The organism is Campylobacter ureolyticus (assembly GCF_027277485.1).
GTDB lineage: Bacteria > Campylobacterota > Campylobacteria > Campylobacterales > Campylobacteraceae > Campylobacter_B > Campylobacter_B ureolyticus_B.
Genome location: NZ_JAPXGQ010000007.1, coordinates 75,962 through 91,447, shown reverse-complemented (window position 1 = coordinate 91,447; position 15,486 = coordinate 75,962). Strand labels below are relative to the sequence as shown.

The following is a 15,486-nucleotide window of genomic DNA, read 5'->3' as shown; positions in this document are numbered from 1 at the left end:
AGCAGAAATGAATCAAATTTTAGATTTTCAAAACAAAAATAACAAAAATTGGATGGATGGCAAAGAAAAAAAGCCAAACATCTACTTTATGAAAGCAAAATTTGAAGTAGATGATGAGTTTTATACAAGTTACCACGAAATAAAAAAAGAGATGGAAGACTACGGCGAATACTTTAAAAATAAAATTATAATATGCCCTTGCAATGATGGATATAGAAGTAACTTTTATCGTTATTTTAATACAAATTTTAAGAAACTAGAATTGAAAAAGTTAATAACTACAACTTTTAATTTAAATGATCCAAAAGCAAAAGGAACAAAAATAGAAGTCACTGAAAATAAAACAACAGAGACAGAGTTGCAAGGGCGTGGGGATTTTAGAAGCAGTGAAGTAAAAGAACTAATCAAACAAGCAGATATTATAGTCACAAATCCACCATTTTCACTTTTTAGAGACATCATAGAAATAGCCATAGAAGAAAATAAGCAATTTTTAATTGTGGGTGGAACATATTCAATAACATATAAAAAGATATTTGAATTATATAAGCAAGGTAAAATTTGGCTAGGAAATAATCAAGTACAAATTTTTACACGACCAAATGGCACAAAAAAAAGATTTTCCAATATAAGCTGGTTTACAAATTTAAAGAGTATTAAACACTTAGAGCCGATAAAACTAACTAAAAAATATAGATACAATGAGCATAAGTATCCTGAATACGACAATTACAAAATTATAGAAGTAACAAATTATAAAAACATACCAATTGATTACTATGGAGTAATAGGCGTACCTCTTACATTTTTTTTAAGACACAATCCAGCTCAATTTAATATATTAGGGTGTGATTTTGAAATAAAAGATTTATACCCTGAGCTAGTAAAATGGGATTATAAAGAAAACAATACAAGATCAGCTGTTTTAAATGGGCAAGAGATGTTTACCAGGATTATAATTCAAAGAAAAAATGGTTTAAAGCCAAGAGCCATACTAAAAAATCAAATTTAAGGAAAAAAATAAAAATGAAAGACAGAATAAAGAAAAAATGGATTATTTAGCACTTATTGGATTTGCGTTAGGTTATTTTATGGGGTATGTTTTAGATAAACATATAGAAAAAATTTTAAAGGAAAAAAATAATGAAAGAGAGTAAAACAGATCTATTTAATAGCCCATTAAAACAGTTTTTATGGGTGTTTTTAATAATACACATAGTAGGAGCAGGACTTAATATTATACTTTATTTTTTAAAAGCACCAAGTGGAATAGAAAAAATAATAAATGCAAGTCCACTACATATAGGACTTGCTATATTATGCTATACAGTTTTTAACGCAATGCTGTATTTTATAATAAAAATTAGGTATATAATATCACAAAACAACTGATAACAAACTATATTTTAACTTTAAATAAACTCATAAATAAACTTATTACAGACTAATAAAAAAACTCAAAATTAAAACTTACTATACACTAATAATAAACTGATTTTAATAAAAAATACAAGATTTAATAGTAAATTTAAGTATATAAAATTTAAAAAAGGGAGAAAGAAACAGAAGATAAAATGATTGTTGTATAAAACGATCGGTTTTTTAGCTTTAAGATATAATTAAGTTTTAATAAATGAGCTTTTATTCCCTTTTTATCGTGCTTTACTACTGATTTGATAAATTTAAAAAATTACAAAATGTCCCTATTGGTTTATAATAACAATCAAATACTTAAAATCAAAAGTAAGCAATGAGTAGAAGTTTAAAGATTAAAGTTAAAATTTATTATAAACTACTATTTAACTGATTTACAAGCTATAAAAAAACTACTTTATAATACTAATATAGAACTTTTAAAAAACTGTTTTATAATACTAATATAGAACTATTTTTAAACTAACTTTTATCTAAAATATAGTATAATTTTGCAAAAGTTAATGCAAGGAAATAAAAAATGATAGTATCAATCTGTAATGAAAAAGGCGGAAGTGGAAAAAGCACTCTTGCTTTAAATATGGCTATAAGTCAAAGCATATCTAAAAACGAATTACCATTACTAATAGACACAGACCCACAAAAATCTATAGCTACATTTTTAAATATAAGAAATGAAGAAAATCATCCAAAGATCTTTGATTTTACATATAAATATGGTGAAAATTTAAAAGAGTTCTTACAAAATTACACTGGAGATAAAGATCTCATCATTGACACAGGCGGACGAGATAGTAGAGAAATGAGAATAGCTATCGCACTAAGTGATATGGTTATAATTCCAACAATTCCAAGCCAATTCGATGTAAGCGTATTAGATAAAATGGTTAATGTGATAAAAATGGCAAAAGAGCAAAATGAGAAACTAATAGCCTATATTGTAATTAATAGAGCCTCCACAAATCCATTCCTATATAAAAAAATAGAAAGCTTAAAAAGCTTTATAGAAGAAATAGAACAAGACTATATAAAACTAGCACAAACTATCATATATGAGCGAGAACGATATAAGGTAGCCACACAGCTAGGTCTTGGAGTAGTAGAGATAAAAGACGGCAATAAAGCAGAAAACGAAATTAAAAGTTTATGCGATGAACTATTGCAGTGTAATTTTTAAAAGGATTTTAAATGAATGCTAAAGAAGAAGAAAAAGAAAAAATTAAAAAAAATAAAAATGCAGAAAAACTAAAAAATATACCAAACATTAAAATTTAAAAAAGAAAAAATGAACAATATAAAAATAGAATATATTATAAAAAGGGATAGAAATGAACTTTAAAAAAACTACAAATTCAACTGAAAATTTAGATGAATTTATAGATGGAGCAGAAACACAGAGAGAGCCAAAAAAACAAAAAAAAGATGTTTTTATTCAAGTAAGATTATCAAGAGAGCTTGGAGATAAAATAAGGCTAAAATACCCCTTAATGTCTTTAACAAAATTTATTGAACAATCATTAATGACGGAAATACCACACATCAAAGAAGAAATATTACCTTTTATTTATGAGCAGTCCAAATGGTATAATATGAATATGTATAATTTTGTTAAATTTAAAATGGGTTTATCGGAGGCACCAGAGCCTACTTTTGAAAAAGAAAATAATAGAATTATTGGCTTAAAAACAAACAAGATAAATAAAAAAATTATTGAAGAAAGGGCATATAATTTAAATATAAGTAGAATACTATATTCGGAAATTAAAATAAAAGCAACCTATGAATTGAAAGATATTTTTACATTTGATGAGCTTATGCAATTCAAGGCAGAAGCAATGAATTATGATCTAGAACTAGATGAATATATAGCAATGAGAATCAAAGGATAAAACGGCACATTTAAGCCGTTTTATCAAGCCTCTTTTAATAGAAATTTAAATGAATAGCCAGTTATCTTTCTGCTATTATTTTTAGAAAATTCTTTCTCAAAAATTAGTTTTTTAAAATAATTTTCATCAAGCTCATTAATTGCTGGTTCAATAACCCTAGAATCCATATCAGTAGAAGCATAGTTATCAGGTACAGCCATTAGATTTTCAAATTCTGTTCTGTTAAATTTAACACACTTAAATCCATCTTTATCAGCCCTTTTGTTGTCATATTGAATTAAAAGACGATAAAGTGTTTTTGCAAATTTACTTCTAATCGCAACAAAATCATACATATTTATTTTCATAAATTGGAGAATACTAAACAGTATATCAAGAGCAATAGGATTTAATTTAAATCTTAAAATTTGTTTATTTCTGAATAACTCAATCTCAATAAAAAACACGCCGACAGTAGTAATTTCATCGTTATCAGTATCGTATCTCATTCTTTTATAGATAGCGGTTCCTTTTTCGCCAATTACTTTCTCGCGAAATTTTTTAATCTCATCATTAAATCTTGTTTTATTTATGTTTGACTCATAAAACCTTGCAATTTCTGAGTATGGCATCTCAATATGACCTCTATTCTCAACATATCCTTTTTGCTTTGCATACCAGCATATCGTAAAGAAAACATCATAATCTCTAGCAGTAAAATTTACAGGAAATAATATAGAATTCATCTTGTTTTGACAAACAAAAGTACCATTTGATTTATTAACCTTTTTTATAGCTTCAAGCACAAAAACACCTTTCTCTAAATAGAAAGAAAAATCACACATCATATACCTCGCAGTTTTTATTTTTTATGTGCTAGTATAAGATACTTTAAGTGTATTGAAGCTTAAATATTCTAAATTTGAAAGACTTATCTCATCGTTTAAGTCACTAAAATTTAACACTATTAAATCGAGTTTCAAACCTCTATTTTCCAAAGCTTCTATGCTTAAAAGAATTTGATTTATAACACCAAGTTCATTTTTGCAAACTAAAACAACAGGCAAATTTAAAGCCTGTATAAGGTCTATAATGTAGCTTTTTTCATTAAGTGGAACAAAAAGCCCTCCAGCTCCTTCAATAAGTACATTTTCATAATTTTGTAAAAAATCATTGCAGTATTTTAAAATTTCATTAAAATCTATTTTTATATTTTCTTTTTTTGCAGCATACTCTGGTGATGATGGAAATTTTAAAGAGTATCTCGGGGTAAAGTTATTTTTACTTGAAATTTTTGTATAGACCATAGCATCTGTTAAAGTATCTTGTGTGCATCCACTTTGAATTGGTTTTATGGCAATAGTGCTTAAATTTTCGTCTAAAAAAGCTTTTAAAAGCGAAGAAGTTACGAAAGTTTTACCAACATCTGTATTTGTTGCAGTAACAAAAAAATTCATTTTATTCCTTAAAAAAGGGGAAATTTCCCCTTAAATTTTTAAAAGATAATTAGCAAGAATAGGTAGTTTTAAACTCAAATGGAGTAGGTCTCGCTTCATAAGGCCAGACTTGAGTTTCAAATTTAAATCTCTGATATGTTTGTATAAATTCATCACACATAACAGGTTTTAAAAACTCATTATCTCTTATTAAAGATTCCAAGCTTCCTCTTAGTGTATGAGGGAATTGTTCTATTCCTTTTTCTCTAATCTCATCAAGATGAAGTTCAAACAAGTTTATATCCATTGGACCAACTGGTTCATATTTGTGTTTTATCCCATCAATTCCTGCCATTAAAAGCGCAGCAAAGGCTAAATATGGGCAAGCTGATGAATCTGGAAATCTCATCTCAACTCTTGTACTATTTTCACCAGCCCCATAAGGAATTCTAATTGAGGCTGAGCGGTTTTGACAAGAATATGTTAAGATATTTGGTGCCTCAAAACCAGGGATTAATCTTTTATATGAGTTAATGCTTGGATTTGTAAGGGCTGAAAGGCTTCTAGCATGTTTTAAAACTCCACCTATATAATATTTTGCCAAATCACTTAAATTTCCATATTTTCCTTTTTCATAAAAGAGATTTTTTCCATTTTTCCAAATACTTTGATGCACATGCATACCACTTCCGTTATCTCCATAAAGTGGCTTTGGCATGAAAGTTGCAGTTTTTCCGTTTAAGTGGGCTACCATTTTTACAACATATTTATATTTTTGAACATTATCAGCAGCCTCAACTAAAGAGCCAAACTTAACACCTATTTCACCTTGAGCTTGAGCAGCTTCATGGTGACATACAAAAGTTTCTAATCCAATTTGCTCTAAAACTTGCACCATTTCAGCTCTTAAATCAACCATGCTGTCAATTGGCTGAACTGGGAAATATCCGCCTTTTGGTCCTGGGCGATGGCCTGTATTATAAGAATCTTTATATTCTTTAGCGCTATTCCATTCACCTTCTTCGCTATCTACATTGAACATTGCGCAATTCATAGAGTCTACTATTTTCACATCATCAAAAACAAAAAATTCATTTTCAGGTCCAAAATAGCAAGCATCACCAATGCCACTTTCTTTTAAAAAAGTTTCTGCTCTTTTTGCTATGGATCTTGGGCATTTTTCATACATTTTGCCTTTGTAAATATCATATACATCGCAAATTACAATGATTGTAACATCAGCAGTGAATGGATCTAAAAAAGCAGTTTCTAAATCTGGCTTTAAAATCATATCTGATTTATGGATTGGTTGCCAAGCCTCAATTGAACTTGCATCAAATGGAAGCCCTTCATCGAAATCTTTAGGCAATCTTTTATAATTATATGAAATATGGTGCCAAGTTCCTTTTAAGTCTGTAAATCTAAAATCTACAAATGCGACTTCATTTTCATCACAAAATTTAAAAAATTCATCTTTATTTTTTACAAATTTACCCATATTTTTTCTCCTTTGGAATAAATTAATTATTTTAACATATTTAGAGTTATTTTTTTATAAAATTTTATAAAATTAGTGTTTTATTTCTTTTAAATTCCAAATGTTTTTTATAAGATCATATTTAAGAATTTTTTAACATTTTCCATATTGCAGTTATAATCAATCAAGAAAGAACTATTTTTAGGTGCGTTTTTATAGTAAAAATCACTCATTGTATTTATAAAAAAATTATTTTTATAAGCAAGTTGTTTTACTTTATTATCAGTTAAATTTGATTTTATAAAAGCATGTGTTTCATTAAAAATTACATTTAAATTGTTTATTTTTATCTCTTTAAATTTGTTTAAAAAACCTTCTTTTTTTATTAAATTTTGTCTTTTTAATTTATTTAAAAATCTTTCAAAATATCCATCATTTATAAATTTGGCTAAAGTAAGTTGTTCAAAAATTGGTACGGCCGATGAATAAAATGATAAGTTTTTTTTAAATTTTAAAGTTAAATTCGATGGGAGAACCATATAGCTAACCCTTAAAGTTGGAAGCAATGTTTTTGAAAAAGTATTTAAAAATATAACTTTTTCATGATTTAAGCTTTTTAAAGTTGGAACTATTTTTTGTCTAATTTCTCCCATATATTCATCTTCTATAATATATCTATTTTCTTTTGAGCTAGTCCATTTAAGGAGTTCACTTCTTCTTTTTGCTTTCATTAAAATTCCAGTTGGAAAATGTGATGATGGAGAAATATGCACTATATTTGCACTACTTTTTAAAAGCTTTTCATAGCTCATACCTGATTTATCAATGTCTATAAACTCGCATTTTACACCTAAACTCTTGTATATTTTTCCTATTTTTGTATCACTTGGATTTTCTAAGGCATATATTAAATCTTTATCTAAAAGTTGTGAAATTAAAGTATAAAGGTGTTGCGAACCAGCACCTATTATGATATTATTTTCATCACAAATTAAATTATGATATTCATATAAGTGTTTTTTTATAGCAAGTCTTAGTTTTAGGGTGCCATTAAATGGAACTTTTTCATAAATTTCATCACTATTTTTTGATAGAACCTCTCTTAAAAGCTTTTTCCAAGTTGATAGTGGAAAAGCTAGCTCACTGTTTGTTGAAAAGCTTAAATTTAAAAGATTTTTTTCTTTTAAAAATTTACTATTTTCATTAAAATTTTGTTTTTGAACAACTGGTTTTATCTGTTTTTGAATGCCCTTGTTTGCATAATACCCTTTTTTAGGAACTGAGTATATAAATCCTTCCATAATAAGTTGATTATAAGCATTTTCTACAGTTATTACACTTATATTGAGGTGGTTTGCAAGCGATCTTTTTGATGGAAGCTTGTCTTTTATCTTTAAGTTCAAGATATCATTTTTAATATTTTCATAAAGTTGTAAATAAAGCGGTTTTTTCGAATTTTTTTCTATATTGTAAGTAAGCATTTCTACCTTAAACTGATATTATTAAATTTTATTAAAATGACTATTGAAATAATACCAGATTTTTTTTATAATTTGCAAGTTTTAAAAACTATAAGGAGAAAATATGTCAAATTTTTGTGAATTTTTAAAAAATTCTGAAAATGCAACTAAGTCATTTATGGGTGGAGTTATAATGGATGTTGTAACACCAGATCAAGCTAAAATAGCAGAAGCAAGTGGTGCTGTTGCAGTTATGGCACTTGAAAGAGTTCCAGCAGATATTAGAGCAGCTGGTGGTGTCTCAAGAATGAGTGATCCAAAAATGATAAAAAGCATCATGAATGCAGTTAAAATTCCAGTTATGGCAAAATGTAGAATTGGTCATATCGTTGAAGCAAGAATATTGGAAAGTATAGGGATTGATTTTATAGATGAGAGTGAAGTTTTAAGCCCGGCTGATAATGTATATCATGTAAATAAGCGTGAGTTTAAAACACCTTTTGTTTGCGGTGCTAGAAATTTAGGTGAAGCACTTAGGAGAATTAGCGAAGGTGCGATGATGATAAGAACAAAAGGAGAAGCTGGAACCGGAGATGTGGTTCAAGCAGTAACACATATGAGATCAATAATGAGTGATATAAGACGCATTTCAAATTTAAATAAAGATGAGCTTTTTAATGAGGCAAAAAACTTAGGAGTTAGCTATGAAATGCTTTTATATGTGCATGAAAATAGCTCACTTCCAGTTGCAAATTTTAGTGCAGGTGGCGTTGCAACACCAGCAGATGCAGCTTTAATGAGAGTTTTAGGTGCACAAGGTGTTTTTGTAGGAAGTGGAATTTTTAAGTCAGGAAATCCTGAAAAAAGAGCAAAAGCTATCGTAAAAGCAGCAAAAAATTACGATAATCCTGATATTATTGCAGAAGTTAGTGAAGATTTGGGCGAAGCAATGGTTGGCATAAATGAAGATGAGATAAAAATCATAATGGCAAATAGAGGAATATAATTAATTTTTAATCTATTTTAAAAGCTTTGTGAGATATAATTTAACTATTCTACAAAAGGGCTTTTAAATGCAAAAAGATGATTTTTTACAAAAATGCAAAGATGAGTATAAATTTAATACTCATCAGCTAAGAGAAGTTGAGCTCGGATTTGAAAACTCTCTTAGTTTTGATAAGATAGAATTTTATGCAAAAACAAAATTTAACTCTCATCAAATGGCTGAGATCAGAAAAGGTTTTGAAAACTCTCTTAGTTTTGATGAGATTTGCAAATATGCTAAAAATGAGTACAACTCAAACCAAATGTATATTTTAAGAAAAGCTATATTATCAAATTTTAACCTTGATGAAATTTATCCACTAATTGATAAAACTAAATTTGGTTGGCATCAGATGAGTGAGATAAAAGAGGGGTTTAAAGATAAACTCTCTTTAAAAAAAATAAATTTATTTGCAAAAAGTGAGTTTGGAAATTTAAGAATGGCCGAAATAAGAGATGGTTTTAATCATGGATTAAGCTATGAAAAAGTTAGTTTTTATGCAAAAAAAGAATTTAGTCAAAAACAAATGCAAAATATTAAAAATCTTTTGTTAAACGGTGTAAAAAAATCTGAAATAGAAAAACTTATCCTAGAAAAAGAAAAAATCAAAAATAAGCCTACTAAGAAAAAAAAATTCATTGATAGATTTAAATTTTAGCTTCAAAGCACCTTTTAAAATAATTTTTTATATAATGCAAAATTTGGATTTTTAAAAAAGGAAATATTTTGAAAAAACCTGAGCTTTTATCACCTGCTGGGAATTTAGAAAAACTTAAAATTGCACTAAGTTATGGAGCTGATGCTGTGTATGCAAGTGTAGGAGCTTTTTCCCTAAGGCAAAGAAGTGCAAAAGAATTTAGTAAAGAGACTTTTAGGGAGGGCGTTGAATTTACGCACAAAATGGGTAAAAAATTCTACGCCACTATAAATGGATTTCCATTTAATGCTCAGCTTGATAAGTTTAAAACCCATATTGAGTTTTTGAAGGATTTAGGCGTTGATGCCTTCATAATCGCAAGTCCAAGCATTATAAGCTTAGCTAAAAAAATATCTCCAGATACTGAAATTCATCTTTCAACACAAGCAAATGTTATGAATTATATGGATGCTCAAATTTATTATGATATGGGTGTAAAAAGAGTAGTTGTAGCTCGAGAAATAGGACTAAAAGATGTAATTTCAATAAAAGAAAAAGTGCCAAATTTAGATATTGAAATTTTTATTCATGGTTCTATGTGTTTTGCTTATAGTGGAAGATGTTTGATTTCAGCTTTACAAAGTGGTAGATTTAGTAACCGTGGAAGTTGTGCAAATGATTGTAGGTTTAATTATGAAATTTATGCTAAAAATGATGAAAGTGGTGCGTTATTCAAGTTAAATGAGGATAAGAATGGTACTTATATAATGAACTCAAAAGATCTGAATTTAAGTTCTTACGTTGAAAAAATTATGCAAAGTGGTGCTGTTGATAGTTTTAAAATCGAGGGAAGAACAAAATCTCAGTATTATGCTGCATGTGCAACAAATGCTTATAGAATGGCAATTGATGATGCACTTAGTGGAAAATTTAATGCTGAAATTTATCAAAAAGAACTTCATACTTTAAAAAATCGTGGTTTTACAGATGGATATTTAGTAAGTCGTCCATTTGAGAGAAAAGATACACAAAATTTTAACTCAACTTTGGAGGAAGGTACTCATCAAGTTTGTGCAATTGCTTTAGATGGTGAGTTTTTTGATGTTAAATATAAAATTTCTAAAAATACGCCTTATGAAATTTTGGTTCCAAAAGATAGTAAAATTGAAGTAATTGAGAACGAAATAGGGAAAATTTATGAAAAATATGGTAAATTTTGGCTTGAATTTAAAGTTTTAAAAGCGAAAAACAACAAAGAATTTGATGAAATTCACAGCGGGAATTTAAATCAAATAATTTCGCCAACAAAATTACCTAATTTCAGTTTTTTAAGAAAAGAAATATAGTAAAAGAAAGGAAATTAAATGAAATTTATATCTATTATAATGGGAAGTGGAAGTGATTTAGACATTGCAAATGAAGCAGTTAAGGTGCTTGAAAGCTTTGGTGTGAAATACGAAATGATAGTAAGTTCTGCTCATAGAAGTCCTCAAAGAACGCATGATTATGTTGTAGCAGCACAAAATAAAGGTTGTGAAGCTTTTATCTGTATTGCAGGAATGGCAGCTCATCTAGCAGGTGTGGTTGCATCACTTACAACAAAACCAGTTTTAGGAGTTCCAGCAGGTGGCGGAGCTTTGGGTGGGGTTGATTCTCTTTATTCAACTGTTCAAATGCCAGGAGGTATTCCAGTTGCTACTTTTGCAGTTGGTAAAGCAGGTGCGAAAAATGCAGCTTATTTTGCAAGTCAAATTTTGTCTTTAAACAATGAGGAGCTTGCTTTAAAAATTAAAAATGATAGAGCAAATATGGCAAAAAAAGTTTGTGAAGATTCAAGTAAAATTGAAATTATCTTGAAGGAAGATAAATGACATTTTCAAAAATAATTTTAACTTTGCAAGATTTTTGGCAAACTCAAGGTTGTGTGATAGTTCAACCTTACGATATTCCTGCAGGAGCAGGAACTTTTCATCACGCAACTTTTTTAAGAAGTCTTGGCAAAAAGCCTTGGCGAGCAGCTTATGTGGCACCATCTAGACGTCCTGCAGATGGAAGATATGGTGAAAACCCAAATAGATTAGGTGCGTATTATCAATTTCAAGTTATTTTAAAACCAAGCCCTAGTAATATTCAAGAGCTTTATTTAAAAAGCTTGGAAGCCATTGGTTTTAATCTTAAAAATCATGACATAAGATTTGTTGAAGACAATTGGGAGAGCCCAACTCTTGGAGCTTGGGGACTTGGTTGGGAAGTTTGGCTTGATGGTATGGAGGTAACTCAATTTACTTATTTTCAACAAGTTGGAGGAATAGCTTGTGAGCCTATAAGTGGTGAGATAACCTATGGTTTAGAACGACTTGCTATGTATTTACAAAATAAAGAAAATGTTTTTGACATAGTTTGGAATGAATTTAAAGGTGATGTAATAACTTATGGAGATGTTCATAAAAGAAGCGAGTATGAGTTTAGTAAATATAGTTTTGAAGTAGCTGATACAGATATGCTTTTTAAATCTTTTGAAAACGCATATAATGAGTGTTTGAAAGTTCTAAAAAAAGAATTATCTCTTCCTGCATATGATTACTGTATGCTTGCATCACATATATTTAATTTACTTGATGCAAGAGGTGCGATAAGTGTTACTCAAAGACAAGATTTTATTCTTAAAATAAGATATTTAGCAAAAGGATGCGCCGTAGTTTATGCAAGTAAGGATGATCCTATCTTAAAAGAAAAATTTAGTGAGTATTTTATAGATGAAAATAGCTGAAATTTATAAAATTTTAGATGAAATTGCACCTTTTGAGGCCCAAGAAAGTTGGGATAACTCAGGACTACTTTTGGGAAATATGGACGATGAGTTCGATAAAATTTATGCAAGTATTGATTTAGATTCAAATTTGATTCAAAAAATAGAAAAAAACTCACTTGTTATAACTCACCATCCTTTAATTTTTAAAGGCCTAAAAAGTCTAAATCCTAGTGTTTATCCATCAAATTTAATTTATGAAATTATTAAAAAAGATATAAAACTTATTTCAATGCACACAAATTTTGATAAATTTGTTTTAAATCAATTTGTAGCAAGTGAAATTTTAGGTTATAAAATCACTGAAATTCGTGATTTTTTAGTATTTTTTGAAGTTAATAAAATTTTCGATGAGTTTGCTAAAGAGATAAAACAAAAACTTAAAATTTCAAATTTAAGAGTTGTAAAGGCAAGCGAGTTTATAAAAATAGCTACGCTTTGTACTGGGAGTGGAGCTGATTTACTGGGAAGTTTTAAATCAGATTGTTTTTTAACTGGAGATTTAAAATACCATAGTGCACTTGAAAGCTTAGAAAATAGAATATCTTTAATTGATATAAACCACTTTGAAAGTGAGGCCTATTTTGGCCAGTCTTTAGCTAAAAATTTGCAAAAATACAATTTAAATATTATAATAACAAATTCAATTAATCCATTTTTATACATTTAAGAGGAAAATTTATGAACAAAAATTTAGAACAATTAATACAGCTATCAAATTTCGATAAAAATATTGATGGTTTTTCACCAAAAATCGCAGCTATCCAAAAAGAGCTTAATGATAAACAAAACGAAATTGCAGAAGTTCAAAAAGAAGTTGAAGAATCAAATAAAGAGATAAAAGATTTAGCTGATGAGATAGAAAAAACTGATAATCATATAAAAGATTTAAATTCACAACTAAAAGCAGGAAGCAAAAAACATTCTGCCATAAAAACAGAAAGAGAATTAAAATCACTTCAGCTTGAAGAAGAGCTTACAAAAGATCAGTTAAGTTCCGCAAATGATGAGATAGAAAGACTCGAAAATTTGATGGAAAATAAAAAATCAAACCAAAATGAGCTTTTAGACAAAGAAAAAACACTAAAAGATGAGTTTGAAAATATTCAAAAAAGTACAGAAGACGAGTTAAAAAACATAGAAAGCCAAAGAGAAAAATTTTATCTCGAAAAAGACAAGCTTGTAAAAAAAATGGATCAAAAAATTATCTCTTTTTATGAGAAAATTAGAAAATGGGCAGGAAATACAGCTGTTGCAAAAGTTAAAAAACAAGCATGTTACGGTTGCTTTATGCATATAAATGATAAAACTTATAGCAACGTTATAAGATCTGATGAAATTGTAACTTGTCCAAATTGTGGAAGAATACTTTATAAAGATTTTAATGACGAAGAAAAATAGTGTTTTATAACTTATTTTCTTTTTTTGTTTGGCTTTTTTTAATTCCTTTTGTATTTATTTTTTCATTTAAAAAAAAGTATAAAAAAAGCCTTCCTGCAAGATTTTTTTTATATAAAAATCCTCCACTAAAAAAAGCTGATGTACATTTTCACGCTTGCAGTTTTGGAGAAATTTCAGCACTTGAGATTTTAGCTTTAAAATTTAAAAGCTTTTCATTTACAACGACGACAGCAACTGGTTTTGAAAAAGCAAAAAGCCTAAATGAAAATACAAGGTTTTTACCATTTGAATGTTTTATACCTTTTTGGCTTACAAAAAGTAAAGTTTTAGTTGTTTTTGAGGCTGAGCTTTGGTTGAATTTAGTAAAAACTGCTAAAAAAAATGGTTCTTATGTGATACTTTTAAACGCAAGAATTAGTGATAGATCATATAAAAGATATGAAAAATTTAAATTCTATTATAAAGAAATTTTTAAATATATTGATTTAGTATTAGCTCAAAGTCAACTTGATAAAACTAGGCTTTTAAATTTGGGAGCAAAAAACATAGAAGTTGTTGGAAATATAAAAAGTGCAAATTTTAAACCAGTAAACAAAGACTATCCAAAATTTAGTGAGTTTTTAGTAACCATTGCAAGTACTCATGATGGCGAGGAAGAACTTATTTTAAATAATATAACGCCAAATAAAAATCAAAAATTTATAATCGCGCCAAGGCATCCTGAAAGATTTTATAAAGTAGCTAAAATTTGTGAAGATTTTGCTAGCAAATTTAATCTAAAATTTGAAAAATTTTCACAAAATTTAGGTTTTAAATCAAATATTATATTGCTTGATACAATGAACGAAGTTATAAATTTTTATAAAATAAGTGATATTGTTATACTTGGAGGAAGCTTTATAGACGGTATCGGCGGACATAATCCAATAGAAATAGCTCAATTTAATAAGCCTTTAATAAATGGTTATTTTTATCATAACCAAAAGGCCTTGTTTGAGCTAGTTGATGGTGTAAATTTTAGTGATTTGTCAAATTTAAATGAGTTATTAAGTTCAAAATTGAGTAAAACAATGATTAAAAATAAAGCCGATTTACAAAGCATAGAAAATTTGATAAAAATAAAAATAAAGGAACAAAATGGCTGTTGAAAAAGCATATAAACTTTTAGCTTTGCAAGAAAATATCTCAAACAATGAAGCTAAGAACTTGATTGATAGCGGTTTAGTTTATTTAAGTGGCAAAAAAATAATTTTAGCAAGAGGGTTAATTAATACAAGTGCAAAATTTAAAGTAATAAAATTAAAAAAACCAACTATTATTTTTGAAGATGAAAATATTTTAGCTATAAATAAACCTGAGTTTATAAATAGCTTAGATATTGAAAAAAAATATAAATTTCCACTTATTAATAGGCTCGATAAAGAAACAAGTGGTGTTATGCTCTTATCTAAAAATGAGGAATTTAGACAAAAAGCCATACAAGAGTTTAAAAATTTAAATGTAAAAAAAACATATATTGCGATTGTAAATGGCGTTGTTAGTGAGAAAATAGATATCAATGATAAAATTTTAACTATAAAAAATAATAATTCAAAAGGTAGAAATGGAGCATTTTCTAAGATATCAGATAATGGAAAAACCGCTCTTACTACAGTTTATCCATTTATGGTAAGTGGTAAAAAATCACTTGTTAAAATAGAAATTAAAACAGGTAGAACACACCAAATAAGAGTACATTTGGCTGCTTATGATCATGCTGTAATTGGCGATGAAAAGTATGCAAGATTAAGTTCAAAAAGACTTTTTTTGCACTCATATAAAACTGAAATTTTAGGATATTCTTTTATAGCTCCACCAGATCATAGTTTTAACGAGTTTGGTTTTGAGATTTCAAAAGATATGAAATTTTAAGCAAATTT

The 15,486-nt window shown here is 28.0% G+C and carries 17 protein-coding genes; 13 read left to right on the top strand and 4 right to left on the bottom strand.

All coding sequences use genetic code 11. The features are described 5' to 3' along the window. The first annotated feature begins 7 nt into the window (after positions 1-7). From O6B72_RS05305 to O6B72_RS05290, 4 genes are all read left to right on the top strand, one after another. Complete coding sequence (locus O6B72_RS05305) at positions 8-1,012, top strand: adenine-specific methyltransferase EcoRI family protein (protein WP_269492429.1); 1,005 nt, start codon at positions 8-10, stop codon at positions 1,010-1,012. Between the two features lie 131 nt (positions 1,013-1,143). Further along, on the top strand, positions 1,144-1,392 hold the full coding sequence (locus tag O6B72_RS05300; RefSeq protein WP_269492428.1) for a hypothetical protein: 249 nt from the start codon (positions 1,144-1,146) through the stop codon (positions 1,390-1,392). A 562-nt stretch (positions 1,393-1,954) separates the two neighbouring features. Further along, positions 1,955-2,611 (top strand): AAA family ATPase, encoded by a 657-nt coding sequence (locus tag O6B72_RS05295; RefSeq protein WP_024961629.1) that lies wholly within the window; start codon positions 1,955-1,957, stop codon positions 2,609-2,611. Between the two features lie 151 nt (positions 2,612-2,762). Beyond that, positions 2,763-3,323, top strand: coding sequence for a hypothetical protein (locus O6B72_RS05290; RefSeq protein WP_269492426.1), 561 nt, complete (start codon positions 2,763-2,765; stop codon positions 3,321-3,323). 23 nt (positions 3,324-3,346) lie between these two features. Here the strand turns inward: O6B72_RS05290 and O6B72_RS05285 are convergent, their stop codons facing one another. The 4 genes from O6B72_RS05285 to pdxR all read right to left on the bottom strand — a co-directional run bounded on the left by O6B72_RS05285 (position 3,347) and on the right by pdxR (position 7,696). Continuing rightward, positions 3,347-4,108, bottom strand: a complete 762-nt coding sequence (locus O6B72_RS05285; protein WP_269492425.1) for a replication initiation protein — start codon at positions 4,106-4,108, stop codon at positions 3,347-3,349. 63 nt (positions 4,109-4,171) lie between these two features. Beyond that, positions 4,172-4,759, bottom strand: a complete 588-nt coding sequence (gene bioD, locus O6B72_RS05280; protein ID WP_269492424.1) for a dethiobiotin synthase — start codon at positions 4,757-4,759, stop codon at positions 4,172-4,174. 49 nt (positions 4,760-4,808) lie between these two features. Next, positions 4,809-6,236 carry a type I glutamate--ammonia ligase gene (gene glnA / locus O6B72_RS05275; protein WP_101636475.1) on the bottom strand — a complete coding sequence of 476 codons (1,428 nt, stop codon included), beginning with the start codon at positions 6,234-6,236 and terminating at the stop codon, positions 4,809-4,811. A 107-nt stretch (positions 6,237-6,343) separates the two neighbouring features. Next, on the bottom strand, positions 6,344-7,696 hold the full coding sequence (pdxR, locus tag O6B72_RS05270) for a MocR-like pyridoxine biosynthesis transcription factor PdxR (RefSeq protein WP_101636476.1): 1,353 nt from the start codon (positions 7,694-7,696) through the stop codon (positions 6,344-6,346). A gap of 103 nt (positions 7,697-7,799) precedes the next feature. Here pdxR and pdxS point away from each other — a divergent pair, with 103 nt between their 5' ends. From pdxS to O6B72_RS05225, 9 genes are all read left to right on the top strand, one after another. After that, positions 7,800-8,681, top strand: a complete 882-nt coding sequence (gene pdxS, locus O6B72_RS05265) for a pyridoxal 5'-phosphate synthase lyase subunit PdxS (protein ID WP_101636477.1) — start codon at positions 7,800-7,802, stop codon at positions 8,679-8,681. A gap of 67 nt (positions 8,682-8,748) precedes the next feature. Further along, positions 8,749-9,378 (top strand): hypothetical protein, encoded by a 630-nt coding sequence (locus O6B72_RS05260; protein WP_269492423.1) that lies wholly within the window; start codon positions 8,749-8,751, stop codon positions 9,376-9,378. Positions 9,379-9,446: 68 nt separating this feature from the next. Then, complete coding sequence (locus O6B72_RS05255) at positions 9,447-10,703, top strand: peptidase U32 family protein (protein WP_269492421.1); 1,257 nt, start codon at positions 9,447-9,449, stop codon at positions 10,701-10,703. An 18-nt stretch (positions 10,704-10,721) separates the two neighbouring features. Continuing rightward, positions 10,722-11,228 carry a 5-(carboxyamino)imidazole ribonucleotide mutase gene (gene purE, locus O6B72_RS05250; protein WP_101636480.1) on the top strand — a complete coding sequence of 169 codons (507 nt, stop codon included), beginning with the start codon at positions 10,722-10,724 and terminating at the stop codon, positions 11,226-11,228. Next, a complete protein-coding gene (gene glyQ / locus O6B72_RS05245; protein WP_269479560.1) occupies positions 11,225-12,127 on the top strand; it encodes a glycine--tRNA ligase subunit alpha in 903 nt (300 codons plus the stop codon). Before purE ends, glyQ begins: the two co-directional genes overlap by 4 nt. Beyond that, positions 12,114-12,836 (top strand): Nif3-like dinuclear metal center hexameric protein, encoded by a 723-nt coding sequence (locus O6B72_RS05240; protein WP_101636482.1) that lies wholly within the window; start codon positions 12,114-12,116, stop codon positions 12,834-12,836. The genes glyQ and O6B72_RS05240 overlap by 14 nt, the downstream gene beginning before the upstream one ends. Positions 12,837-12,847: 11 nt before the next feature. Then, positions 12,848-13,567 (top strand): zinc ribbon domain-containing protein, encoded by a 720-nt coding sequence (locus O6B72_RS05235; protein ID WP_050333852.1) that lies wholly within the window; start codon positions 12,848-12,850, stop codon positions 13,565-13,567. Then, positions 13,567-14,715: a lipid IV(A) 3-deoxy-D-manno-octulosonic acid transferase gene (gene waaA, locus O6B72_RS05230; RefSeq protein ID WP_269492420.1), complete on the top strand. Its 1,149-nt coding sequence runs from the start codon at positions 13,567-13,569 to the stop codon at positions 14,713-14,715. Before O6B72_RS05235 ends, waaA begins: the two co-directional genes overlap by 1 nt. Then, entirely contained in the window at positions 14,705-15,478 is a 774-nt protein-coding gene (locus O6B72_RS05225) for a pseudouridine synthase family protein (RefSeq protein ID WP_269492419.1), read from the top strand. The genes waaA and O6B72_RS05225 overlap by 11 nt, the downstream gene beginning before the upstream one ends. The last annotated feature ends 8 nt before the right edge of the window (positions 15,479-15,486 follow it).

Excerpts from the sequence above, each read along its gene's own strand:
- O6B72_RS05305 (WP_269492429.1), top strand. The coding sequence starts at position 8 with ATGAATCAAATTTTAGATTTTCAAAACAAAAATAACAAAAATTGGATG.
- O6B72_RS05300 (WP_269492428.1), top strand. The coding sequence starts at position 1,144 with ATGAAAGAGAGTAAAACAGATCTATTTAATAGCCCATTAAAACAGTTT.
- O6B72_RS05295 (WP_024961629.1), top strand. The coding sequence starts at position 1,955 with ATGATAGTATCAATCTGTAATGAAAAAGGCGGAAGTGGAAAAAGCACT.
- O6B72_RS05290 (WP_269492426.1), top strand. The coding sequence starts at position 2,763 with ATGAACTTTAAAAAAACTACAAATTCAACTGAAAATTTAGATGAATTT.
- bioD (WP_269492424.1), bottom strand. The coding sequence starts at position 4,759 with ATGAATTTTTTTGTTACTGCAACAAATACAGATGTTGGTAAAACTTTC.
- glnA (WP_101636475.1), bottom strand. The coding sequence starts at position 6,236 with ATGGGTAAATTTGTAAAAAATAAAGATGAATTTTTTAAATTTTGTGAT.
- pdxR (WP_101636476.1), bottom strand. The coding sequence starts at position 7,696 with ATGCTTACTTACAATATAGAAAAAAATTCGAAAAAACCGCTTTATTTA.
- pdxS (WP_101636477.1), top strand. The coding sequence starts at position 7,800 with ATGTCAAATTTTTGTGAATTTTTAAAAAATTCTGAAAATGCAACTAAG.
- O6B72_RS05260 (WP_269492423.1), top strand. The coding sequence starts at position 8,749 with ATGCAAAAAGATGATTTTTTACAAAAATGCAAAGATGAGTATAAATTT.
- purE (WP_101636480.1), top strand. The coding sequence starts at position 10,722 with ATGAAATTTATATCTATTATAATGGGAAGTGGAAGTGATTTAGACATT.
- glyQ (WP_269479560.1), top strand. The coding sequence starts at position 11,225 with ATGACATTTTCAAAAATAATTTTAACTTTGCAAGATTTTTGGCAAACT.
- O6B72_RS05240 (WP_101636482.1), top strand. The coding sequence starts at position 12,114 with ATGAAAATAGCTGAAATTTATAAAATTTTAGATGAAATTGCACCTTTT.
- O6B72_RS05235 (WP_050333852.1), top strand. The coding sequence starts at position 12,848 with ATGAACAAAAATTTAGAACAATTAATACAGCTATCAAATTTCGATAAA.
- O6B72_RS05225 (WP_269492419.1), top strand. The coding sequence starts at position 14,705 with ATGGCTGTTGAAAAAGCATATAAACTTTTAGCTTTGCAAGAAAATATC.